General features: G+C 66.0%; 18 protein-coding genes. 5 read left to right on the top strand and 13 right to left on the bottom strand.

The features are described from left to right. Window positions 1–30: 30 nt before the first annotated feature. The 8 genes from AC3WMA_RS15150 to AC3WMA_RS15115 all read right to left on the bottom strand — a co-directional run bounded on the left by AC3WMA_RS15150 (window position 31) and on the right by AC3WMA_RS15115 (window position 7208). Entirely contained in the window at window positions 31–369 is a 339-nt protein-coding gene (locus AC3WMA_RS15150; protein ID WP_492286205.1) for a hypothetical protein, read from the bottom strand. 38 nt (window positions 370–407) lie between these two features. After that, the gene (locus AC3WMA_RS15145) at window positions 408–791 is read right to left on the bottom strand and encodes an SUF system Fe-S cluster assembly protein (protein WP_492286204.1); all 384 of its coding nucleotides are present in this window, start codon (window positions 789–791) and stop codon (window positions 408–410) included. Between the two features lie 15 nt (window positions 792–806). Then, window positions 807–2045 carry a cysteine desulfurase gene (locus AC3WMA_RS15140; RefSeq protein ID WP_492286203.1) on the bottom strand — a complete coding sequence of 413 codons (1239 nt, stop codon included), beginning with the start codon at window positions 2043–2045 and terminating at the stop codon, window positions 807–809. A 4-nt stretch (window positions 2046–2049) separates the two neighbouring features. Then, window positions 2050–2259, bottom strand: coding sequence for a tautomerase family protein (locus tag AC3WMA_RS15135; RefSeq protein ID WP_492286202.1), 210 nt, complete (start codon window positions 2257–2259; stop codon window positions 2050–2052). Beyond that, a complete protein-coding gene (gene sufD, locus AC3WMA_RS15130) occupies window positions 2259–3608 on the bottom strand; it encodes a Fe-S cluster assembly protein SufD (protein ID WP_492286201.1) in 1350 nt (449 codons plus the stop codon). The genes AC3WMA_RS15135 and sufD overlap by 1 nt, the downstream gene beginning before the upstream one ends. Beyond that, the gene (gene sufC / locus AC3WMA_RS15125; RefSeq protein WP_291662560.1) at window positions 3608–4360 is read right to left on the bottom strand and encodes a Fe-S cluster assembly ATPase SufC; all 753 of its coding nucleotides are present in this window, start codon (window positions 4358–4360) and stop codon (window positions 3608–3610) included. The genes sufD and sufC overlap by 1 nt, the downstream gene beginning before the upstream one ends. A 109-nt stretch (window positions 4361–4469) precedes the next feature. Further along, window positions 4470–5942 (bottom strand): Fe-S cluster assembly protein SufB, encoded by a 1473-nt coding sequence (sufB, locus tag AC3WMA_RS15120; RefSeq protein ID WP_492286200.1) that lies wholly within the window; start codon window positions 5940–5942, stop codon window positions 4470–4472. 60 nt (window positions 5943–6002) lie between these two features. Further along, on the bottom strand, window positions 6003–7208 hold the full coding sequence (locus tag AC3WMA_RS15115; protein ID WP_492286612.1) for a cysteine desulfurase family protein: 1206 nt from the start codon (window positions 7206–7208) through the stop codon (window positions 6003–6005). Window positions 7209–7498: 290 nt separating this feature from the next. On the opposite strand from AC3WMA_RS15115, the gene AC3WMA_RS15110 reads away from it, so the two are divergent. Next, window positions 7499–8170: an alpha/beta hydrolase gene (locus tag AC3WMA_RS15110; RefSeq protein ID WP_047577045.1), complete on the top strand. Its 672-nt coding sequence runs from the start codon at window positions 7499–7501 to the stop codon at window positions 8168–8170. On the opposite strand, the gene gcvA is transcribed toward AC3WMA_RS15110, so the two are convergent. Continuing rightward, complete coding sequence (gcvA, locus tag AC3WMA_RS15105) at window positions 8145–9101, bottom strand: transcriptional regulator GcvA (RefSeq protein WP_492286199.1); 957 nt, start codon at window positions 9099–9101, stop codon at window positions 8145–8147. The genes AC3WMA_RS15110 and gcvA overlap by 26 nt on opposite strands. On the opposite strand from gcvA, the gene AC3WMA_RS15100 reads away from it, so the two are divergent. Then, on the top strand, window positions 9100–9456 hold the full coding sequence (locus tag AC3WMA_RS15100) for a hypothetical protein (protein ID WP_492286198.1): 357 nt from the start codon (window positions 9100–9102) through the stop codon (window positions 9454–9456). The genes gcvA and AC3WMA_RS15100 overlap by 2 nt on opposite strands. Before the next feature lie 88 nt (window positions 9457–9544). Further along, window positions 9545–10798 carry a tyrosine--tRNA ligase gene (gene tyrS, locus AC3WMA_RS15095; protein ID WP_492286197.1) on the top strand — a complete coding sequence of 418 codons (1254 nt, stop codon included), beginning with the start codon at window positions 9545–9547 and terminating at the stop codon, window positions 10796–10798. Window positions 10799–10995: 197 nt separating this feature from the next. Here the strand turns inward: tyrS and AC3WMA_RS15090 are convergent, their stop codons facing one another. Then, window positions 10996–14433: a hypothetical protein gene (locus AC3WMA_RS15090; RefSeq protein WP_492286196.1), complete on the bottom strand. Its 3438-nt coding sequence runs from the start codon at window positions 14431–14433 to the stop codon at window positions 10996–10998. Window positions 14434–14662: 229 nt separating this feature from the next. Between AC3WMA_RS15090 and AC3WMA_RS15085 the strand changes: the two genes are divergently transcribed. Further along, window positions 14663–15127 carry a peroxiredoxin gene (locus tag AC3WMA_RS15085; RefSeq protein ID WP_492286195.1) on the top strand — a complete coding sequence of 155 codons (465 nt, stop codon included), beginning with the start codon at window positions 14663–14665 and terminating at the stop codon, window positions 15125–15127. Window positions 15128–15235: 108 nt separating this feature from the next. Beyond that, on the top strand, window positions 15236–16537 hold the full coding sequence (locus tag AC3WMA_RS15080; protein ID WP_492286194.1) for a M23 family metallopeptidase: 1302 nt from the start codon (window positions 15236–15238) through the stop codon (window positions 16535–16537). Between the two features lie 74 nt (window positions 16538–16611). Here AC3WMA_RS15080 and prfB read toward each other — a convergent pair. The 3 genes from prfB to AC3WMA_RS15065 form a co-directional block, all read right to left on the bottom strand. After that, a protein-coding gene (gene prfB, locus AC3WMA_RS15075; protein ID WP_492286193.1) for a peptide chain release factor 2 occupies window positions 16612–17740 on the bottom strand; the annotation gives its coding sequence in 2 pieces (ribosomal slippage) (window positions 16612–17670 and window positions 17672–17740; 1128 coding nt in all). Between the two features lie 177 nt (window positions 17741–17917). Further along, complete coding sequence (locus AC3WMA_RS15070; RefSeq protein WP_492286192.1) at window positions 17918–20368, bottom strand: penicillin-binding protein 1A; 2451 nt, start codon at window positions 20366–20368, stop codon at window positions 17918–17920. Window positions 20369–20691: 323 nt separating this feature from the next. Further along, window positions 20692–21870 (bottom strand): N-acetylmuramoyl-L-alanine amidase, encoded by a 1179-nt coding sequence (locus tag AC3WMA_RS15065; protein WP_492286191.1) that lies wholly within the window; start codon window positions 21868–21870, stop codon window positions 20692–20694. Between the last annotated feature and the right edge of the window lie 56 nt (window positions 21871–21926).

The following is a 21926-nucleotide window of genomic DNA, read 5'->3' as shown; positions in this document are numbered from 1 at the left end:
ATCGCGCAGACGCGCGATCCGAGCCCGCCGTCACAGCAGGAAATGGAATCCGAAGCCGAGTATCACGAAACCGGCTGCGACGACCTGCGCGATGAAGAGCGGTTTCAGCCGGAACGCCTGCGCCGCCTGGAATTCAGCGCGCTCGGCGCGCGACATCCGCTCGCGGGCCTTGAACTGCTCGGCCAGCGCCGACGGATCGCTGCTCGCCCCATCGCGCTCGAGGTCCATCCGCACGGTGATGAAACCAATGATGAGGCCGAGCACGCCGAGCCCGAAGAAACCGACGAGCCGCAAGGCGGCGTAGAACACGCCGATGAGCAAGGCGGCCAGGAACGGAAAGACGAGGTAATCCCACTTCGTCGCGCGCATGCCTCATCATGCGCGCCAGAAGGTGAAGCCGTCCAGTCTCACCACATGTCGAGCGCGACGCGGGCCTCGTCGGACATGCGCGACTGGTCCCAAGGCGGATCGAAGGTCATGTTGACGGTGACGCCGGCAACACCCGGCACCGTGCTGACTGCATTCTCGACCCAGCCCGGCATCTCGCCGGCCACCGGGCAGCCCGGCGCGGTCAGCGTCATGTCGATCGTGATCTGCCGGTCGTCGGCGATGTCGACGCGGTAGATCAGGCCGAGCTCATAGATGTCGGAGGGAATCTCGGGGTCGTAGACCGTCTTCAGCGCGGCGACAATATCGTCGGTCAGCCGGTCGATCTCCTCCGGCGGCAACGCGGTGCCCTTGCCCATGGCGGGGGCGTTCGGCTTCAGGTCTTCGGCGACGCTGTCGGTCATCTCTTCAAATCCCGGTCAGGCGAACAGGCTCTCGGCCTTCCGCAGGGCATCCACCAGCTTGTCCACCTCTTCGAGCGTGTTGTAGAGCCCGAAGGAGGCACGGCAGGTCGATGTCACCCCATATCGTGCCAAAAGCGGCATGGCGCAATGGGTGCCGGCGCGCACTGCGACACCGGCACGGTCGATCACGGTAGCGACGTCATGGGCATGGGCGCCCTTCATCTCGAAGGCGACGATTGCGCCCTTCTCCCGCGCCTTGCCGAAGATGCGGATCGAGTTCATCTCGCCGAGCCGCTCCATCGCATAGGCGCCTAGCTTGGCCTCGTGCGCCGCGATGTTCTCGCGGCCGAGCGCCATCATGTAGTCGAGCGCGGCGCCCAGCCCCACGGCCTCGACGATCGCCGGCGTGCCGGATTCGAAGCGGTGCGGCGGGTCGTTATAGGTCACGCTGTCTTCGCTGACGGTGACGATCATCTCGCCGCCACCCTCGTAAGGCGGCAGCTTGTCGAGCCATTCCTTCTTGCCCCAGAGGATGCCGGAGCCGGTCGGCCCATAGGTCTTGTGGCCGGTGAAGGCGTAGAAATCGCAGCCCAGCGCCTGCACGTCGACCGGCAGGTGCACGGCGCCCTGGCTGCCGTCGACCACCAGCGGAATGCCGTAGGAGCGGCAGATCGTGGCGACCTCGGCGATCGGGATGATCGTGCCGATCGCGTTCGACATCTGGGTCAGCGACACCACCTTGGTGCGCGGCGAGATCAGCTTCTCGAATTCCTCGATGAGGAAATTGCCATCCTCGTCGATCGGCGCCCATTTGATCACGGCGCCATGGCGCTCGCGCCAGTAGTGCCAGGGCACGATGTTGGAATGGTGCTCCAGGATCGAGAGGATGATCTCGTCGCCTTCCTGGATCTGCAGATGGCGCCCGAGCGACGAAGCGACGGTGTTGAGCGCGCCGGTGGAGGAGCGCGTGAACACGATCTCCTCCAGATGCGCGGCGTTCAGGAAGCGGCGCGCGCTTTCGCGAGCCGCCTCATAGGCTTCCGTCGAAGCGTTGGCGAGATAGTGCAGGCCGCGATGGACATTGGCGTAATCCTCCCGCATCAGCCGCGTCATCGCCTCGATCACCGCTTCCGGCTTCTGGGCCGAGGCAGCGTTGTCGAGATAGACCAGCGGCTTGCCATAGACCTCCCGGCTCAGGATCGTGAAATCCTTGCGGATGGCCTGGACGTCATAGGGCTTCGCCAGCGCGTTCATCGGTTCAGGCCTTTCCGGGCGCGACTGGCGCCTTGTCGGCGACGAGTTCGCCGCCATGGCCCCAATCCTCGCGCTCGATCTCCTGGATCACGATATGGGTGTTCTGCGGGTTCTTGCCGAGCACCTTGACCAGCGTTTCCGTGAATTCCTTCACGATCTGCGCCTTCTGCTGGCGCGAGGCGCCCTTGGTGATCTGGAGATTGATGTAGGGCATCAGACGGTGCTCACCTCGGAAGCGGCCTCGCGGGCCTTCAGCCACGACTCGACCTCGCCGATCACGAGATCGCGCACATCCTCATCAGTGATGAACTCGACCGCCTCGCCGGCGAAAGCCTGCAGCACCAGCGCCTCGGCCTGCGGCCGCGGCAGCCCGCGCGCCATCAAATACAAGAGCTGGTCGCCATCGATCTGCGCGACCGTCGCGCCATGGCCGCAGACCACGTCGTCGGCGAAGATCTCCAACTCGGGCTTGTTGTACATGGTCGCGCCGTCGTTCAGGAGCAGCGCGTTACTCTTCATGCTGCCATCGGTCTTCTGCGCGTATTTCCGCACGATGACCTTGCCCTGGAACACGCCGGTGGCCTCGCCGCCCGCGATCGTCTTGAACAGCTCGCGGCTGGTGCCGTGCGGCACCTCGTGGTCGACGATCAGCGTGACGTCAGAATGCTGCGCCTTGTTGATCAGGTTGACGCCACGCAGGCCGACTTCGGTATGCTCGCCGGCATAGCGGACGAAATGTTGCTGGCGCACCGTGCCGGCATTGCAGATCAGCGCGAAGGAATCGAACTTCGCCTGCGCCCCGACCGTCGCGAGCAGACTCTGCACCTCGACCGTCGCCGCCTGCTGGCGGGTTACGATGCGGACATGCTGGATCTCGCTCTCGTCGCCGGTCTCGAAGACGATCGCGCCGTTGATCTGCTGCGCGGCCTTGCCTGCGGCTTCGCTGACCTCGACGATCGTGCCCTTGACGCCCTTGCCGGCAAGCACGACCGAGCGATGGAACACCGCACGCTCTTCCTCGCCCGAGGCGAGCGCAACGATCACGATGCGCTGCTCCAGCTCGACGCCCTCAGTGATCTCGACGAAGACGCCGTCGCGCATCAGCGCCGTGTTGAGCGCGAGGCCCATATCGTCATGGCCGACCGAAGGACCGGCGAGGATGCGAGTCAGGTCCTCGCGCGGCGAGACCAGCGCATCGGCGAGAGACTGCACCGAGACACCCTCCGGGATCGCGTCGAGCGTCGAGAGTTCCGGCGCGAAAACGCCGTCGACCAGCACGAGGCGCAGGCCGTCGAGCTTCAGCGCGGCCAAGCGAGCCTTGACCGCCGCCGTGACGGCAGAACCGCCAGCCAACGGGCGCGCCTCGCGCAGCAGCGTGCGCAGGTCGGTATAGCGCCAGGATTCGAGCCGGCGATGCGGCAGGCCCTTGGCCTCGAAGCCGACGAAGGCATCCTCGCGCAGCTTGCGCACGGCCGGGCCGCCCGGCAGCTCGGCCTTGCTGTCGGCATATTGCTGGACGAGCTGCTGTTCGGCAGCCGTCTTCAGCGGGGTGACGATGGCCATCAGGCGGCCTCCCCATAGGCCGCATAGCCCGACTTCTCGAGTTCCAGCGCCAGCTCCTTGCCGCCGGTCTTCACGATCTTGCCCTTCGACATGACGTGGACGGTATCCGGCACGATATGGTCGAGCAGGCGCTGATAGTGGGTGATGACGAGGAAGCCGCGGTTCTTGTCGCGGAGCGCGTTCACGCCCTCGGCGACGATGCGCAGCGCGTCGATGTCGAGGCCGGAATCGGTTTCGTCGAGGATGCACATGGACGGCGAAAGCAGAGCCATCTGAAGGATTTCCATGCGCTTCTTCTCACCGCCGGAGAAGCCGACATTGAGCGGACGGCGCAGCATGTCCTTGGCGATGCCGAGCTTGTCGGCGGCAGCATTGACCTGCTTGATGAAGTCCGGCGTCAGCAGTTCGTCCTGCCCGCGCGCCTTGCGCTGCGCGTTCATGGCGGCCTTCAGGAAGGTCATGGTGGCGACGCCGGGGATTTCCAGCGGATACTGGAAGGCGAGGAAGATGCCGGCGGCGGCACGGGCATCGGCCTCCATCTCCAGCACGTTCTCACCGTTGAGCAGGATCTCGCCGTCGAGGACCTCATAGTCCTCCTTGCCGGCGATGACGTAGGACAGCGTCGACTTGCCGGAGCCGTTCGGCCCCATGATGGCGGCGACCTCGCCATCGTTCACGGTGAGGTTCAGGCCGTTGAGGATCTGCTTGTCCTCGTCGGCGATCTTGACGACCAGATTGCGAATTTCGAGCATGTTCAAAGTTCCATTCTGCAAGAGATGGTCGGGTCAAGCCCGACCATGACGCGCTTGGTCTTGGCGTCATGCCCGGGCTTGACCCGGGCACCTCGGAAACGATCGGGCGTCAGCCCACGGAGCCTTCAAGGGAAATGGTGATCAGCTTCTGTGCCTCGACGGCGAATTCCATCGGGAGCTGCTGCAGCACCTCCTTGACGAAGCCGTTGACGATCAGCGCCACCGCCTCCTCTTCGGAGAGGCCGCGCTGCTGGCAGTAGAACATCTGGTCCTCGCCGATCTTCGACGTGGTCGCCTCATGCTCGAAGATCGCGGTCGCGGTCTTGGCCTCGATATAGGGGATGGTGTGTGCGCCGCACTGGTCGCCGATCAGCAGCGAGTCGCAATTGGTGAAGTTGCGCGCGCCGGTCGCCTTGCGATGGGCCGAGACGATGCCGCGATAGGTCGAGTCCGACTTGCCGGCCGCGATACCCTTGGCGATGATTTTCGAGGTCGTGTTCTTGCCGAGATGCAGCATCTTGGTGCCGCTATCGACCTGCTGCATGCCGTTCGACACCGCGATCGAGTAGAACTCGCCGCGCGAGCCGTCGCCGCGCAGGATGCAGGACGGGTATTTCCAGGTGATCGCCGAGCCGGTCTCGACCTGCGTCCACGAGATCTTCGAGTTCTTGCCACGGCAATCGCCACGCTTGGTCACGAAGTTGTAGATGCCGCCCTTGCCCTCGGCGTCGCCGGGGAACCAGTTCTGCACGGTCGAGTACTTGATCTCGGCATCGTCGAGCGCGATCAGCTCGACCACCGCGGCGTGGAGCTGGTTCTCGTCGCGCTTCGGCGCCGTGCAGCCTTCGAGATAGCTGACATAGGCGCCCTCGTCGGCGATGATCAGCGTGCGCTCGAACTGGCCGGTATTCTGCTCGTTGATGCGGAAATAGGTCGACAGTTCCATCGGGCAGCGCACGCCCTTGGGGATGTAGACGAAGGAGCCGTCGGTGAAGACCGCGCTGTTCAGCGTCGCGAAATAGTTGTCCGTCACCGGAACGACCGTCGCGAGATATTTCTTCACCAGCTCCGGGTGTTCCTGGATCGCTTCCGAGATCGAGCAGAAGATCACGCCGGCCTGTGCCAGCTCCTTCTTGAAGGTCGTGACCACCGAGACCGAGTCGAACACGGCATCGACCGCGACGCGGTTCTCCGGCGCGACGCCGGCCAGAATCTCCTGCTCACGCAGCGGGATACCGAGCTTCTTGTAGGTCTCGAGAATGGCCGGATCGACATCGTCGAGCGATTGCGGCGAGGCGCCCTTCTTCGGCGCCGCGTAATAATAGAGGTCCTGGTAGTCGATCGGCGGATAGTTCACACGCGACCAGGTCGGCTCGGTCATGGTCTTCCAGCGGCGGAAGGCGTCGAGGCGCCATTCCAGCATCCATTCCGGCTCATTCTTGCGCGCCGAGATATAGCGGACCGTGTCCTCGGTGAGGCCCTTGGCCGGTTTCTCGACCTCCAGCTCCGTGACGAAGCCGTATTTGTACTCGGTCACGTCGATCGACTTGACCTGATCGATGGTCTCCTGGACCGCTGCCATTTCTCAGTCTCCAGTGCGGGTTCAAGGCCCGCCGGTTTGGTCTTCGTGTTGCGGAACGCGTCAGGCGGCAGCCTTGGCGCTCCGATCGGCTTGCGCGGCCACGAGCTTTTCGTAGGCCGCGAGAAAGAGATCGATATCCGCCCCGGAGGTGGTCCATCCGAGCGAGGCCCGCAAGGCCCCTCCACTCATGGCGGGGTCTATTTTCATCGCATCGAGCACATGCGAGCGCTTGACCTTGCCGGACGAGCAGGCCGAACCGGACGACAACGCGGCACCGGCGAGGTCGAGCTTGATCAGCACGGTCTCGGCCTTGAGGCCCGGCGTCGCGAAGGCGCTGGTATTGGGCAGGCGCGGTGCGGCCTGAGCGAAGATCGCCGTCTCCGGCGAGAGCGCTGCAAGCCCCGCCTCCAGGCGGTCACGCAAATCGGAAAGTCGCCCGGCTTCATCAGCCAGAACCTTGCTGGCGATCTCAGCCGCCGCGCCGAAGCCGATGATTCCCGGCAGATTTTCGGTTCCGGCGCGCCAGCCACGCTCCTGCCCGCCGCCGCGCATCGGCTTGTCGGCGAGTTCGAGCGCTCCGGTACGGAAGACAATGGCCCCGATGCCCTTCGGCCCGCCGATCTTGTGGGCAGATAGCGTCAGCACATCAGCGCCGAGGGCCATGATGTCGATGGCGATCTTGCCGGCCGCCTGCACGGCGTCGCTATGCATAAGGCCGCCATGGCTATGGACGATGTCGGCCGCCTCGGCGATAGGCTGGATCACGCCAGTCTCGTTATTGGCGAGATGAATCGACACCAGCGCGCGAGCGCCTGGGTTGTCAGAGACGAAACGCGTCAGCCGTGCATCCAGCCAGACGATGTCGACCAAGCCGTTTGCATCGACCGGGATCGTCTCGACTGCGCCAACCGGGAAACGATGCCCGTCGCGTACGCAGGCATGTTCGGTCGCACTATGCAGGAGAAGCGTTGCGGGCGTCCGCACGCAGTCGCGCCCGCCATCGCAATCCATCAGGCCGGGCGAGAGCACCGCGACATTCGCTTCGGTGCCGCCGCTGGTGAAGACGACGTTCGAGGCCTTGGCGCCGACGAGCCTGGCAACCTGCTCGCGCGCCCGCTCCATGGCGGCCCGCGCGGCGCGTCCCTCACCATGGACGGAGGACGGATTGCCGGGCATCGTCAGCGCATGCGCGACCGCTTCCACCACCTCCGGCCGCACCGGGGTCGTGGCATTATGGTCGAGATAGGCGCGTCCCGCCGTCACGATCCTGCCTGCTCCATCCTCGTCATTGCCGGTCACTGATACGAAATGCTTGAAATCGCACCTGTGCGCCGTGCTATAGCCGCCCATCCGAACCGGCCGGAACGGTCGAAACGCGGTTCGCTCTTGCGATCCACCGTTTTGTTCTCGACTTGTTCACGGCTGTTAGAACTATTCTAAGCGCTCTTCATCTAGGGCGCGCATGGTGGCGCCGTCAAGGGTGGCCGGGTTTCGAGCAGGCATGCGCCCGCTTTCTGCCCGCCCGCGCCGGCACTGCCGCAAGAAGCGGTGAGACGATGCCAGAGGTTATCTTCAACGGGCCCGCAGGCCGGATCGAGGGTCGCTACCAGCCCGCCAAGAAGCGGGGTGCGCCGCTCGCGATCATCCTGCACCCGCACCCGCAATTCGGCGGGACGATGAACAACCAGATCGTCTACAACCTGTTCTACACGTTCGTGAACCGCGGCTTCTCGGCGTTGCGCTTCAATTTCCGCGGCGTCGGCCGCAGCCAGGGCCATTTCGACCACGGCGCGGGCGAACTCTCGGACGCGGCCGCCGCGCTCGACTGGATGCAGGCACTCAACCCCGAGGCCAAGAGCTGCTGGATTTCCGGCGTCTCCTTCGGCGCCTGGATCGGCATGCAGCTCCTGATGCGCCGCCCGGAGATCGAGGGCTTCCTCTCGATCGCGGCGATGGCCAACCGCTATGACTTCTCGTTCCTGGCGCCCTGCCCGTCCTCGGGCCTGTTCGTCCACGGCTCGGAGGATCGCGTCGCCCCGGTCAAGGAGGTGATGGCGGTGATCGAGAAGGTGAAGACCCAGAAGGGCATCCAGATCGAGCATACGGTCGTGGACGGCGCCAACCACTTCTTCGACGGCAAGGTCGATGTGCTGATGAGCCAGGTCGGCGCCTATCTCGACGCCAAGGTCGGCCCCGAAATCCTCAAGACCGAGCAGGAACAGGCCTGAGCCTTCGGCTCGACGCCATGACGGGCAGCGTCATCTTCGCTGCCCGCGCCTCCGCCATGATCCAGTCGCGGAACAGCCTGATCTTGCGCTCGCGCTGGCGCTCCGTCGGATAGACGATCCAATAGGCCCATTCGTCGGGCACAGCGTGCTCGACGGCGAAGACGAGCCGCCCGGCCGCGATGTCATAGGCGAAGAGCTCGGGCACGGCCATCGCCACGCCATGCCCGCGCATCGCCGCCTGCACACTCATCGCCTGCATCTCCAGCGACATCGAGCGCCCGCCCTGCCGGGGCATGTCGAGGCCGAGATCGGCGAACCAGTCCTTCCACGCTTCCTCATCCGCGCTCAGCAGCGGCGCCCGCAGCAGGTCGGCCGGCTCGCGCAATTGCAGTCGCTCGCGCAGCTCCGGCGAGCAGAGCGGCGCGTAGTGGCAATCGAACAGCTTCTCCGCCGTGACGCCCGGCCATGAGCCCGGTCCGTAGCGCACGGCGAGATCGACGGCCTCGGTGGTGAAGTCGACGAGATGCTGCGAGGTCCTGACCCTCACGGCGAATTGCGGGTTCTCGATCTGGAACTGCGCCAATCGTGGCGAGAGCCAGGTGATCGCCATCGTCTGGAGCGAAGAGATCGTCAGGGCCGTCTGGTTCTCCTCGCAGATGTCGCGGAACACCGTCCCGATATCGTTTAGCGCCTTGCCGACCGGCCCGGCGAGCCGCTGGCCGATCGGCGTCAGCACGACCTGACGCGGCTGGCGCACGAAGAGCGGCGCCCCGACACGGTCCTCCAGCAAACGGATCTGATAGCTGACGGCAGCCTGCGTCATGCCGAGCTCCTCGGCGGCGCGGGTAAAATTCTGGTGGCGCGCCGCAGCCTCGAAGACGCGGACCGCTGCGAGGGGCGGAAGCTTGGGTGGCGGCGGATGCGAGGGCATGCCGAAGCATAAGTCAGATTTATGGCAGGTGACAATCTTCCGCTTTGTGCTCGCGCGCCGTCTGGCCCAGATTCATCCTCACAAAGCAGGCGGTAGCGCCTGCGCCCCAGAGGATCACATCATGACCTGCGCTTCCCATGCGGGGCGGCTGGACACGTCCGGCAGCTCATCCCTTCTGCACGGCCTGTTCACCGCCTGTCAGCGCCATGCGGTCACCCTCCGCATGCAGCATCGTCTCGCGCTGCTGGACGATCGCGCGCTCTGCGATCTCGGCCTATCGCGCGATGTCGTGGAGCCGCCGCGCCCGCGCGACAATCCCGATCTGTGGCTCAACCGCCTTTCCGCGGGAGGTTGAGAGCGCCCTGGCCGCAAAAGCGATTTCCCCTTTTCGGCCCGATGCTCTAGACGACGGCGGAACGACATCCAGCAGATCGCAAGCCGCCATGACCACCTACAAGTCCGATTTCCTGCGCGTCCTCGACGAGCGCGGCCTCATCCATCAGGTCTCCGATGCGGAGGGCCTCGACGCTCTGTGCCGGCAGGGAACCCAGACGGCCTATGTCGGCTATGACGCGACGGCGACCTCGATCCATATCGGCAACCTGATCTCGTTGACGATGCTCTACTGGTTCCAGGAGACCGGCCACCGCCCGATCACGCTGATGGGCGGCGGCACCTCCATGGTCGGCGATCCCTCGTTCCGCGACGACCAGCGCAAGCTGCTCACGGTCGAGGAGATCGCGACCAATATCGAGAGCATCAAACGGGTCTTCGGCCGCATCCTGCGCTATGGCGACGGGCCGACCGACGCCATGATGGCCAACAATGCCGATTGGCTGCTGAAGCTGAACTATGTCGAGTTCCTGCGCGATGTCGGCCGGCATTTCTCGGTCAACCGCATGCTCTCCTTCGATTCGGTGAAGCTCAGGCTCGACCGCGAGCAGTCGCTGTCCTTCCTCGAATTCAACTACATGATCATGCAGGGCTACGACTTCACGGAGCTCAACCGGCGCCATGGCTGCCGCCTGCAGATGGGCGGCTCCGACCAGTGGGGCAACATCATCAACGGCGTCGACCTCTCGCACCGGATGGGCGGCCCGCAGCTCTACTGCCTGACGACGCCACTGCTGACGACCTCGTCGGGCGCCAAGATGGGCAAGACCGCCAATGGTGCGGTCTGGCTCAACGCCGACGTCTTCAGCCCCTATGATTTCTGGCAGTATTTCCGCAACACCGAGGACGCCGATGTCGGCCGCTTCCTCAAGGTGTTCACGCGCCTGCCGCTGGGCGAGATCGCCCGGCTCGCCGCGCTCGGCGGCGCCGAGCTGAACGAGGCGAAGAAGATCCTCGCAACCGAGATCACGGCGATCGTGCATGGCCGCGAGGCGGCCGAGGCCGCTGCCGAGACCGCGCGCAAGACGTTCGAGGAAGGCGGGCTTGCCGCCGACCTGCCGAGCGTCGCGATCGCGCGCGCCGAGATCGAGCCGGGCGTCGGCCTGCTCACCGCCTTCGTCAAGGCGGGGCTGGTGCCCTCGACCGGCGAGGCGCGTCGGCAGGTCAAGGCCGGTGGCCTGCGCGTCAACGACGTGGTCGTGACGGACGAGCGCGCCTCGCTCGGCCTCGGCGACCTCACCTCGGAAGGCGTGATCAAGCTCTCCTTCGGCAAGAAGAAGCACATCCTGCTGCGCCCGGAGTAAGGGCGCGGCAGCGACAGCGCTGCCGCTCTATAGGGCGCGTGTCTTCCCGCACGCGCTGCGGCATGCAATGCCGCTGCGCAGATGCGGGACCGTTCTCAGGAAAAGGCGCGATCTCGTCATACGGTCTCGTGTCTGCGGCGCACCGCTGCGCGCTGCACCGCGCACGGGATGACAGCGTGCTCCCAGGAACAGGTGTCTCAGCGCGGCTGCGCGGGCCGCGACTGCACCGGCTTCTGGGCCGGGGCGCCGCCGAGCGGATCGACGAAGCGGCGCAGTATGCCGGGCGCCAGCGCCGAAAGCGGGTTGATCGACATGGTCGGCGCGCTGGCAGCACCCGAAATCCGGAAATTCACCGCGAAGAGCCCGCCATACTGGCTGCCGCCGCCGAGCAGCGCACCGACCACCGGCACCTGCGCGAAGGCGTTGTTGAAGGCGTAGCCCGGCACGAAGGTGCCGCCGATATCGACGCGGTCGCGGCCATAATCGACATGGCCCTGCAGCGTGAAGCCGACCTGCTGGCCCCAGATCACCATGTCCGAGACGTCGAGCCGGCTGGCGGAGCGGGTGAACTCCGCCTTGAGCTTGGTGAAGGCGACCTCGGTTACGTCGATACGCTGCTCGGCCGCGCCGTCGCCTGTAAAGGCGCTCGCCGGTTGCGAACCGACCACGCGGCGTAGCGCCGGCTCGTCACGGACCATGAAGTTGCGGAACAACAGGTCGCCGCTCTGGTTCTCGCCCGGTCCGAGCGTCAGTAGCAGGTCGCCGCCATGGGCCCGGTTGTAGAGATCGAGGAAGCGCAGCAGCGAGCCGCCGTTCTCCGATTGGATGACGAGTTGCCCGCCCTCGCCCCGGCCGCCTTGCCGGGCGGAGACATCGGCCCGGCCGATCCGTCCCTGGAAATTGGCTGAGCGGATTTCGCCGCCACGCTTGGCGAATTTCAGCGTGCCGTTGGTGATCGCCTCGTTGTTGAAGCCGGTCAGGATCGGCACGTCGAGATCGACGTCGTAATCGCCACCCTTCCCACCGGACTTGTCGCCCTTGCCCGATGAACCCGGGCTTTGCAGGTCCTTGATGAAGGGGCGCAGGTCCGCGACCGCACCGCGCACCGTCAGCTTGACGATATTGCCGTCCCGCCTGGCATCGATCTTGAGGTTGTCGCCGGGCGAGAGGCGGAATTGCGAGAAGCTCGCGCTGTCCAGCCCGTTCTGCTTGTTCAGCTCGATACGCCCCTTGATCAGGGCCGAGCCGGCCTCGAGCGAGAAATCCTCGAGATCTGGCCCTTCGGGATCGGCCACATAGGCAAAGCTGATCTTGCCGGGCCGCCCAGCCGGTTTGCTCAGGCCGGGAAGAACGCCGTCAAGCGCGACCTTGGCAAGGTCGATCTCGACACGAGGCGGTTGCTCCGGGCCCTTGCCGAGAGGCTTGACCACCCTCACCGGCAATGTCCCGGAAATGCCGCTATCGGCGCCAAAGCCGCGACGCTGTCTTGCGGCCGCATCAAGCGCGAGCTGCAGGGTCGCCTCGCCCTGCCCCTTGCCGCTCTGCTTGAGCTCGACCTGCGCCTTGTCGCCGCCGACCCGCGCATCGCCGCGCAGCAGCAGGCCGGCGCGGTCGACATTGACGGCGAACATGCCGGCTTCGAGCTTTTCCGTGCCGAGAAGCGTGTCGGAGGCCACATTCGCCAGGTTGCCCGCGCCGGTCACGACGACTTCGTCCGGCTTCAGGTCGTCGGCGAGCGGCAGCGTGATGCCGACCTTGAGATCGCTCGTGCCCTTGATCGCGGCCGGGTCGATCCTGCCGGGGCTGAAATCCTTGAGTGACGGAAACGCGAATAGCGCCGCCAGCGCATCCATCGAGCCGAGCGAACGGAAGCCGATCCGGGCCTGTGCGCGGTGCGTGTGGTAGTCCGGCATGGCGAAGCTGCCTTCGCTCAGCTGGAGCTGGCGGCCGCCGCCGAGCTCCGCTGTCGCCTTGCCGATGGCGAGCTGGACGGTGCGCCCGCCGACACGCCCCGTCACGGTCGCATCGACCAGCGGCGGGAGGCCGGGATCGGGGAGATAGCGGACGCGGTCGGCATCGATCATCACGGAAAGTGCGGCATCGGGCATGCCTTCGCCCTTGACCAGGCGAGCATGGTCCTCGGGCGCCAGATCGAGATCGACGGAGAGCGATTTGAGGCGCCCCGCGGCAAGCTGCCGTCGCAACGTGCCGTGTACGTCCGGCGAGGTGAAGCTCGGCCAGATCGCGAGCAGCGCACGCGCATCGGAGTTCGTCGACTTGATCGCGAAGCGCTGGAGCGGCGAGCTGTTGACCCGCTGGACCATTGCCGACAGGTCGACGGAGGCCAGCGGCCCGCGCAGCGAGGCCGAATCGATGTTGACCGCATTGTTGGCCGGGTCGAGCTTCAGCGCGGCTTTCAAGCTGTCGATCTGGACCGGCGGATCGTTATCGATCCCGGCCAGCTGGCCGCTGGCATCGAGCGCGATGCGCCAGCCACCATTGTCCTCGCGCAACGAGCCCGTCGCCGTGAAACGCGTCGGGCCTGCCTTGATCTCGCCGCGGGTGATGTTGAGCTCGGAGAGGTCAGCGCCGCTCGCCAGTTCGAGTTCGGCCGAATCCACGGCGAAGGACGAGATCGGGGCGTCGGGAAAGCGCAGCGTGCCGGAGCGGACGCCGATCCGTGCGGTGATCGACTTCTTGCCGTCCGGGGATTGCCGCAACGTCGCGCGGCCCTGCAGCGGCAAGCCTTCGACCAGGACGCCACCTGTCCCGAAAGCGAGCGCGACCGCCTCGGCAGGCTCGAAGCGCAGGATATCGATATCGGCGCGCTGGGTGCCGTCGGCCTCGGTCGACATATCGACCGCCAGTTCCTTCCAGCGCTGTCCCGTTCGCCCCTTCATCGTCATCCGCGTGCCGCGCTCGGCGATGCGCGTCAGCTTGATCTCGACATCCTCCAGCCCGGCCTTCTGGCGCCCGTCGGGATCGACCAGCGAGAGCCGCGCGCCGTTCATGCCGGCTTCCTCGAGCGCGCCCAGAAAGCCGTCGCCGCGCGCCAACGTCGAGATCGCGCCCATGATGCCGGTGAAGGCGTTCCATTGCGCCGCGTCGGGCAGGGTCGGCTGCGGTGGCGTCTCGGCCGGCGCCGAATCGGCATTGACCATCAGCGCGCCGTCCTTGGTGACGCCGAGGCGGACGTTCACGCCGCGCAGATCGACCGAAACCAGCTTGATATCGCCACGCAGCAGCGCCATCGGCGCGTAGCCGAGGACCGCCTCGGGCGCCCGGATCACGGCGCCGCTGGCATGCTGGAACGAGACCTGCCGGACCCTGAGCTGCGAATGCCCATCGATGCGGCCGAGTTCGGCGGCGGCCGCGGTGACCTTCCAGTCCGGCCCGAGCCGCTCCTCGATGGCGGCGGTGATGCGGCCTTCCAGGCCGGAAAGCGGGACGATGCCCGTGACCAGAAGCGTCGCCGCCGCACCGGCCAGCACCAGCACGGCAACGGTGACCGCGACGCAGATCGTGACGAGGCCCGCCTTGGCGCGCCGCTTCACGATCTCGACATCGCAGGCCTCGTCCGCGGGCAACGCCTTCGCGTGCCCGGCTGCCGCAGCCTTTGCTTCCTGATCCGACAAGATCCGCGTGGTCCTTTTCTGCGCCTGCATCGGTTCGCATCAAGGTGCGGCCGATCGCCCCTTGCCGCAATCCCGGAAGGCAGCATGCATGTCGATGCGGTCAGGCGAAGCGATTCGGCAATCCGGAAACGGAAACGTCCGACGATTCGCCGGCCCTGCCGTGAGCCGGCTCGCCACGCCGGTCGCGGGCTCCATGCAGCGAGAAGGCGACGAAAGGAAGGCAGCGGCCATGGCTTTGCAGGAAGGCGACCCGGCACCCGGGTTCACATTGCCCCGCGATGGCGGCAGCGAGGTCAGCCTCTCGGCGCTGCGCGGCCGCAAGATCGTGCTCTATGCCTACCCGAAGGACAACACCCCGGCCTGCACCGAGGAGGCGATCGCTTTCAACCGACTGCGCCAGGAATTCGCGGCCTGCGGTACCGAAATCATCGGCGTTTCGCCGGATTCGGCCAAGAAGCACGGCAATTTCAAGAAGAAGTACGAGCTCGACTTCCCCTTGCTGGCCGATGAGACGCAGGCGCTGGCGAACGCCTATGGCATCTGGGTCGAGAAGAGCATGTATGGCCGCTCCTATATGGGCGTCGAGCGCTCGACCTTCCTGATCGATGCCAACGGGCGCCTTGCGAGGATCTGGCGCAAGGTGAAGGTTGCCGGCCATGCCGAGGAGGTTCTGGCGGCGGCGCAGGCGCTCTGACGCTTTCAAGCATTGCGCGGACGTTGCGCGCGCGGGGCGGGATTTGCGAAAGATTAACCCTAACAATGTCTGATGACGGTATCGGCAGCGTGATTACCGGTACTGCGTATGCATCATCAGTCCCAGACAGCCCCCGCCCTCTCGACCGTCGGCCTGGTCTCCCACAAGACCTATACGGTGCGCCGCTCCACCATTCTCGCAGGGCTCGCCTGGCTGGCCCTGAGTACGGCCTGCAGCGGCGGCGCCGGCTGGTACATCCTCAGCAGCGACGACCTCGCCGCGCGGATGATCGCCCGCGAGACGTCCCGCCAATATGCCTATGAGGACCGGATCTCGGCGCTGCGGGCCGATATCGACCGCTATGCCAGCCGCGCCTTGCTCGACCAGGACGGCGTCGAATCCCGCGTCGACGAGCTCGCCAGCCGCCAGGCAGAGCTCGAATCGCGCCAGTCTCTGGTCGCCGCCCTCACCGATACGTTGCAGTCCAGCGGCCTGATCCCGGCCACGAAGCTGCCTTTGCGCTCGCAGGTGATCAAGCCCGGCGAACCGATCCGCGCCTCCGGCGTGACCAGCTTTGCGCCGATCCTGCCGGGCAAGCCGACACCCGCACCCGATACGCCGCCACTGCGCGGCGCCGATGGCGGCGGCTGGCAGTCGGGCGAGGCGCCGGCCGAACCTCCAGCCAAGCGGGTCGATGCCGCGCTGATCAGGCTGGACGGCGCCATGACGCGCAGTTCCGATGCCCAGCTCGCGGCCCTCAAGGATATGGACGAGACTCTCGCGGCAACGCAGAAGCGCCTCCGCAGCGCGCTCTCCGAAACCGGGCTCGATGCCGAGAAGCTTTCCGCGCCGGCCGCCCCCACCGGCGGCATGGGCGGGCCTTTCGTGCCTGTGAAGCTCGACTCGTCGGCCGGACCATTCGAGGCGACGTTGAACGCGCTTCAGCCGCGCGTCGCCTCGGTGATGCGCCTGCGTGGTGTGATCGAGCAATTGCCCCTCGCCCGGCCGATGGCCGGCGACCACGACTTCACCTCGAACTATGGCTATCGCACCGATCCGTTCACGCGCGGCCTCGCCATGCATACCGGCGTCGATTTCAGGGCCGAGACCGGTTCCTCGATCCTGGCGACCGCGCCGGGCAAGGTCGTCATCGCCGAGTACAATGGCGGCTACGGCAACATGGTCGAGGTCGAGCATGCCAATGGGCTGACGACCCGCTACGCGCATATGTCGGCGATCTCGGTCACGGCCGGGCAGATGGTCAAGACCGGCACCGTGGTGGGCCGCGTCGGCTCGACAGGCCGCTCGACCGGCCCACATCTGCACTACGAGACCCGCATCAACGACGAGCCGGTCGACCCGACCCGTTTCCTGCGCGCCGGCGGCAAGCTCCTCGCCAACGCACTCTGAGAGAACTCCCCGAAACAAAAAGGCCGCGCTTCGAGCGCGGCCTTTTTGTTGACGATCCGACTTGGAGCCCGAAATCAGTCGATGTCGTCGACCTCGACCTCGGTGCCGTAGACGCGCTGTGCCAGCGACGCCTCCATGAAGGCGTCGAGATCGCCGTCAAGCACCTCGGACGGTGCCGTCGAGCTGACGCCCGTGCGCAGGTCCTTCACCAGCTGGTAGGGCTGCAGCACATAGGAGCGAATCTGGTGGCCCCAGCCGATATCGGTCTTGGAGGCCTGCTCGGCATTGGCCTTCTCTTCGCGCTTCTTCAGCTCGACCTCATAGAGGCGGGCGCGCAGCATGTCCCAGGCCTTGGCCCGGTTCTTGTGCTGGGAACGCTCCTGCTGGCAGGACACCGCGATGCCGGTCGGGATATGCGTGATGCGCACCGCCGAATCCGTCGTGTTGATGTGCTGTCCGCCTGCTCCCTGCGCGCGATAGGTGTCGATGCGGCAGTCCGACTCGTTGATGTCGATGACGATACGATCGTCGACGACGGGATAGACCCAGATCGAGGCGAAGGAGGTCTGCCGCCTGGCATTCGAATCGAAGGGCGAAATGCGCACCAGACGGTGCACGCCCGATTCGGTCTTCAGCCAGCCATAGGCATTATGGCCCTTGAACTGCAGCGTCGCCGACTTGATGCCGGCGGTATCGCCGTCCTGGTATTCGAGCGTCTCGACCTTGAACTTCCGCCGCTCGCCCCAGCGCCGGTACATGCGCAGCAGCATCTCGGCCCAGTCCTGGCTTTCGGTGCCGCCCGCGCCGGGATGGATCTCGACATAGGTGTCGAGCATGTCGGCCTCGCCGGAGAGCAAGGTCTCGACCTGGAGGCGCGCTGCCTCGTCCTGCACGGCCTTGATCGCCTGCTCGCCCTCGGTGACGGTGGCGTCATCGCCCTCCATCTCGCCGAGCTCGATCAGCGTCAGCGCGTCGTCGAGCTCGCGCTCGAGCTTGCCGATGCCCTCGATCTGGGTCTCCAGCGAGGTGCGCTCGCGCATCAGCTTCTGCGCGGCTTCGGCATCGTTCCAGAAATCGGGTCCCTCGGAGAGGGCGTTGAGTTCCGCTAGGCGGCGCTGGGCTTGATCCCAGTCAAAGATGCCTCCTCAGCAGTCCAATCGACTGCTTGGCGTTATCGAGCTGCGTCTGGATTTCGGGGCGCATGATTCCGTCTGGACGTCCTTGTGAGCAAAACGTGAGGGTTGAGATAGGGGCGAAAGGCTCGGCTGTAAACGCCGGAGGCGATATCGCCTCCCCATCGAGGCGGCCATGGATTGGCCAGCCTGAAAAAGGCAACGCCCGGAGTGACCTCCGGGCGCCGCGAAATCACCGGCTGTCGGCTCAGTAAAGCCCGCCGGTCCCGGAACCGACCGCCCTGCCGCCGCCACCGGGGCCTGCGCCGAGGGGCATGCTGCCGTCGCCGGCCGCGCCGATCACCGAATAGCTGTCCGGCGGCGCCGTGCCCGGCTTGAAGGCCTCGAGGATGCCGCCTTCGCCGCCGGCGCGCATGCCGCTCTTCGGGTCGACGCGGATCAGCTTGATACCAGCCGGAACGCGGAACGGCGTCGCCGGCTTCTCCTTCAGCGCGACGCTCATGAAGTCGCGGAAGATCGGCGCGGCGTACTGGCCGGCGGTCGCCGAGGTGCCCAACGACTTCGGCTTGTCGAAGCCCATATAGACGCCGACAGCAAGGTCCGGCGAGAAGCCGACGAACCAGACGTCCTTGGCGTCGTTGGTCGTGCCGGTCTTGCCGGCAAGCGGCTTGCCGACCGACTTGACCACCGTCGCGGTGCCGGCATTGACCACGCCTTCGAGGATCGAGACCATCTGGTAGGCGGTCAGCGGGTCGAGCACCTGCTCGCGGTTGTCGATCAGGCGCGGTTCCGACTGGTTCGCCCATTTCTCGGCGTTGCAGCCTTCGCAGACGCGCTGGTCATGCCGGAAGATCGTCGAGCCCGAGCGATCCTGGATGCGGTCGATCAGGGTCGGCCGGATACGCTTGCCGCCATTGACCAGCATCGAATAGGCCGCGGTCATGCGCATCACCGTCGTCTCGCCCGCGCCGAGCGACATCGACAGCACCGGCTGGAGATCGTCATAGATACCGAAGCGGCGCGAATACTCGGCGATCAGCGGCATGCCGACATCCTTGGCGAGCCGGACCGTCATCAGGTTCTTAGAGAACTGGATGCCGTAGCGCAGCGTGCGCGGGCCGGTCGACTTGCCGTCATAGTTCTCCGGCCGCCACATGCCGAGGCCCGGGCCCTGGTCTATCTCGATCGGGGCGTCGAGAACGATGCTCGACGGCGTGTAGCCGTTGTCGAGCGCGGTCGCGTAGACGAAGGGCTTGAACGAGGAGCCGGGCTGGCGCAGCGCCTGCGTCGCGCGGTTGAACTCCGACTGGTCATGGCTGAAGCCGCCGACCATGGCGAGCACGCGGCCCGAGAACGGGTCCATCGCGACGATGGCGCCATTGACCTCCGGCAGCTGGCGCAGGCGCGCGAAGCCGGGCCGGCTGTCCATCGGCTCGACATAGACGACGTCGCCGACCGAGACGGCCTGCGAGACGCGGGCGCGGCGGGTCCATTTGATGCCATCGGCGGCGAGCGTCAGGATCTGGCGCTCCTTGTTGAGATGGCCGGCATTGTCGCGCAGCGGGTGCAGGCCGAGCCTGGCGCTGTCGCCATTGACCTCCAGCACGACCGCGAGCCGCCATGGCGCGACATCGCCGAGCACCGGCAGTTCGCCGACGACGGTGCCCCATTCCTTGCCGCCGATATCGAGCTTCTGGATGGCGCCGCGCCAGCCGCGGGCCTCGTCGAAGCGCACGAGCCCATCGACCAGCGCCTTGCGCGCCATCAGCTGGGTCTTGGGATCGACGGTCGAGCGAACCGAGAGGCCGCCTTCAAGCAGCTTCTTCTCGCCGTAGCGATCCTGCAATTCGCGGCGAATCTCCTCGGCGAAATAACCGGCCGCGATCTGGTTCGGCGAGACCGTACGCGGGTTGACGCCGAGCGGCTGCTTCTTGGCGCTCTCGCCCGCCTCGCGCTTGACGTACCCGTTCTCGACCATGCGATCGATGACGTAGTTGCGACGCTCGATCGCGCGGTCGCGATTGCGGAAGGGATGAAGGTCGGTCGGCGCCTTCGGCAGGGCTGCAAGGTAGGCAGCTTCCTGCAGGTTCAGCTCATGCACTGACTTGCCGAAATAGTTCAGCGCCGCGGCGGCGATGCCGTAGCTGCCCTGCCCCGGCGCCGGCGCGCCGAGATAGATCTCGTTCAGGTACAGCTCGAGGATCTTGTCCTTCGAATAGGTCGATTCGAGCTTCAGCGCGACGAGCGCCTCGCGAATCTTGCGCTCGATCGACTGCTCGGGGCTCAGGAAGAAGTTCTTCGCGACCTGCTGGGTGATGGTCGAGGCGCCCTGCGGCCGGCGATTGGCGGCACGATTGCGGAAGTTCGAGATCGCGGCGCGGACGAGGCCTTCGGGATCGACGCCGACATGCTTGTAGAAGTTCTTGTCCTCGGCCGAGAGATAGGCATCGACAACAAGCTTCGGCACGGCCTGGATCGGCAGGTAGAGGCGCCGCTCGCGCGCATATTCGGCGATCAGGCTGCCGTCGCCCGCGTGGACGCGCGTCATCACCGGCGGCTCGTAGTTGCGGAGCTGAGCATAGTCCGGGAGGTCGCGCGAGTAGTGCCAGATCAATCCGCCCGCGATGGCGGCGCCGATCACGAAAGCGATCGCACCGGCGGCGAACAACCATCCGAAGATTCGCAGAATGAACCGCATCTCAGGCCCTGGACCCCGTAACTGCCATCGGCTGGCGCCAAATCAGGGCGCTTCGCAAATCATAGCTATAACATGACGGAGATGGCGGAACCGTGGCCTTGCAACCACATTCCGCATCATCTCACACCGTCCGGCGAGGCCGCGCTGACATCCCGTGCGCGCTGCGGCATGAAATGCCGCTGCGCAGACACGGGACCGCGTGACGCTTCGTGTTCCACCCTCCTCGCCGCCCGAAAAGGCGCCCCTTCCGGTTGACGGTCCCGTGTCTGCGCAGCGGCGCTATGCGCCGCAGCGCGCACGGGATGACAGCATGTCAGCACGTCCTAGTTCCGGCTTTCCGCCGCCTTGCCCACGGAGGCGCGCTCGCGGGCGAAATAATCGTCGATCGCAACTGATACGGCCGTCACGGCCTTGCCGCGCCATTCCGGCGAGTTCAGCAATTCGGCGTCCTTGGGGCTCGACATGTAGCCGAGCTCGATCAGCACGGAGGGCACGTCCGGCGCGCTCAGCACCCAGAAACGCGCGGAACGCAGCGGAATCTTGTGCATCTTGATCGAGCCGCCGAGCTTCTCGACGAGATTACGCGCGAAAACGCCGGTGAAGGTCCGCGTCTCGCGCCGGGCGAGGTCCATGAGGATGCCGGCGACGTCCTGCACCTCCTCGCTGGTCTCAAGGCCGGCGACGGCATCGGCCTCGTTCTCCTTGGCCGCGAGCCGAGCGGCCTCGGCGTCGGTCGCGCGCTCGGAGCGGGTATAGACGGTCGCGCCGCGAACCTCCTGCGCCTGGGTCAGCGAATCGGCGTGGATCGAGATGAACAGGTCGGCCTGCTCGCTGCGGCCGAGCTGAACGCGATCGCCGAGCGAGACGAAGCGGTCGTCATCGCGGGTCATGACGATGCGATAGCGGCCATTGGCTTCGAGCTGCTCCTTCAGCGCCTTGCCGAAAGCGAGGACGACGGCCTTCTCGGCGATGGAGGCGACCGTTGCTCCGGGGTCGATGCCGCCATGGCCGGGGTCGATGACGATGGTGCGGCGGGTTTCGCCAGCACTTTTGGCCGGTGCGGGAGCGGCAATGGCGGGCGCAGGCTTGAGCACCTTGCCGGCCTCGGCCAGGAAATCCGCCCGCGCCGTCTTCTTCAATTCGATCGTCAGCTCGCCGAAGCCGCCGCGCACCGTCTTCACCTCCGCCTTGGCGATGGTGGCGGGCTGGGCGAGGTCGATGATGATTCGGGCCTTGTCGGCTGTGAACAGGCCGAAACGATAGCCGCTGACGAAACCGGCACTGCGCTTGGCCGAGGCTTGAATCTGGAAATTGGTCGAGGGCAGTTCGACGATGACCCGGTCCGGAGCGGCCTGCACCCAGGCATCGACCGCAACAGACGAGGACAGCATCATCGTGAGGCGCACCGTCTCGCCGCTCTGCTCGATGCGGGCGTCGGTCGCGACCGGGTATTCGTTCTGCGATCGCGACTCGGCCTTCGGCTGCGCCCCTGCTGGCGTCAAGCCAGCCAGGGGGACGCTCGCCAGCAGGCAGGCGGCAGCCAGCGCGCACCGCAGCG

The sequence above is a fragment of the Allobosea sp. FW305-C-101 genome, from assembly GCF_058783685.1.
This window is presented reverse-complemented; position numbering and strand designations above follow the sequence as displayed.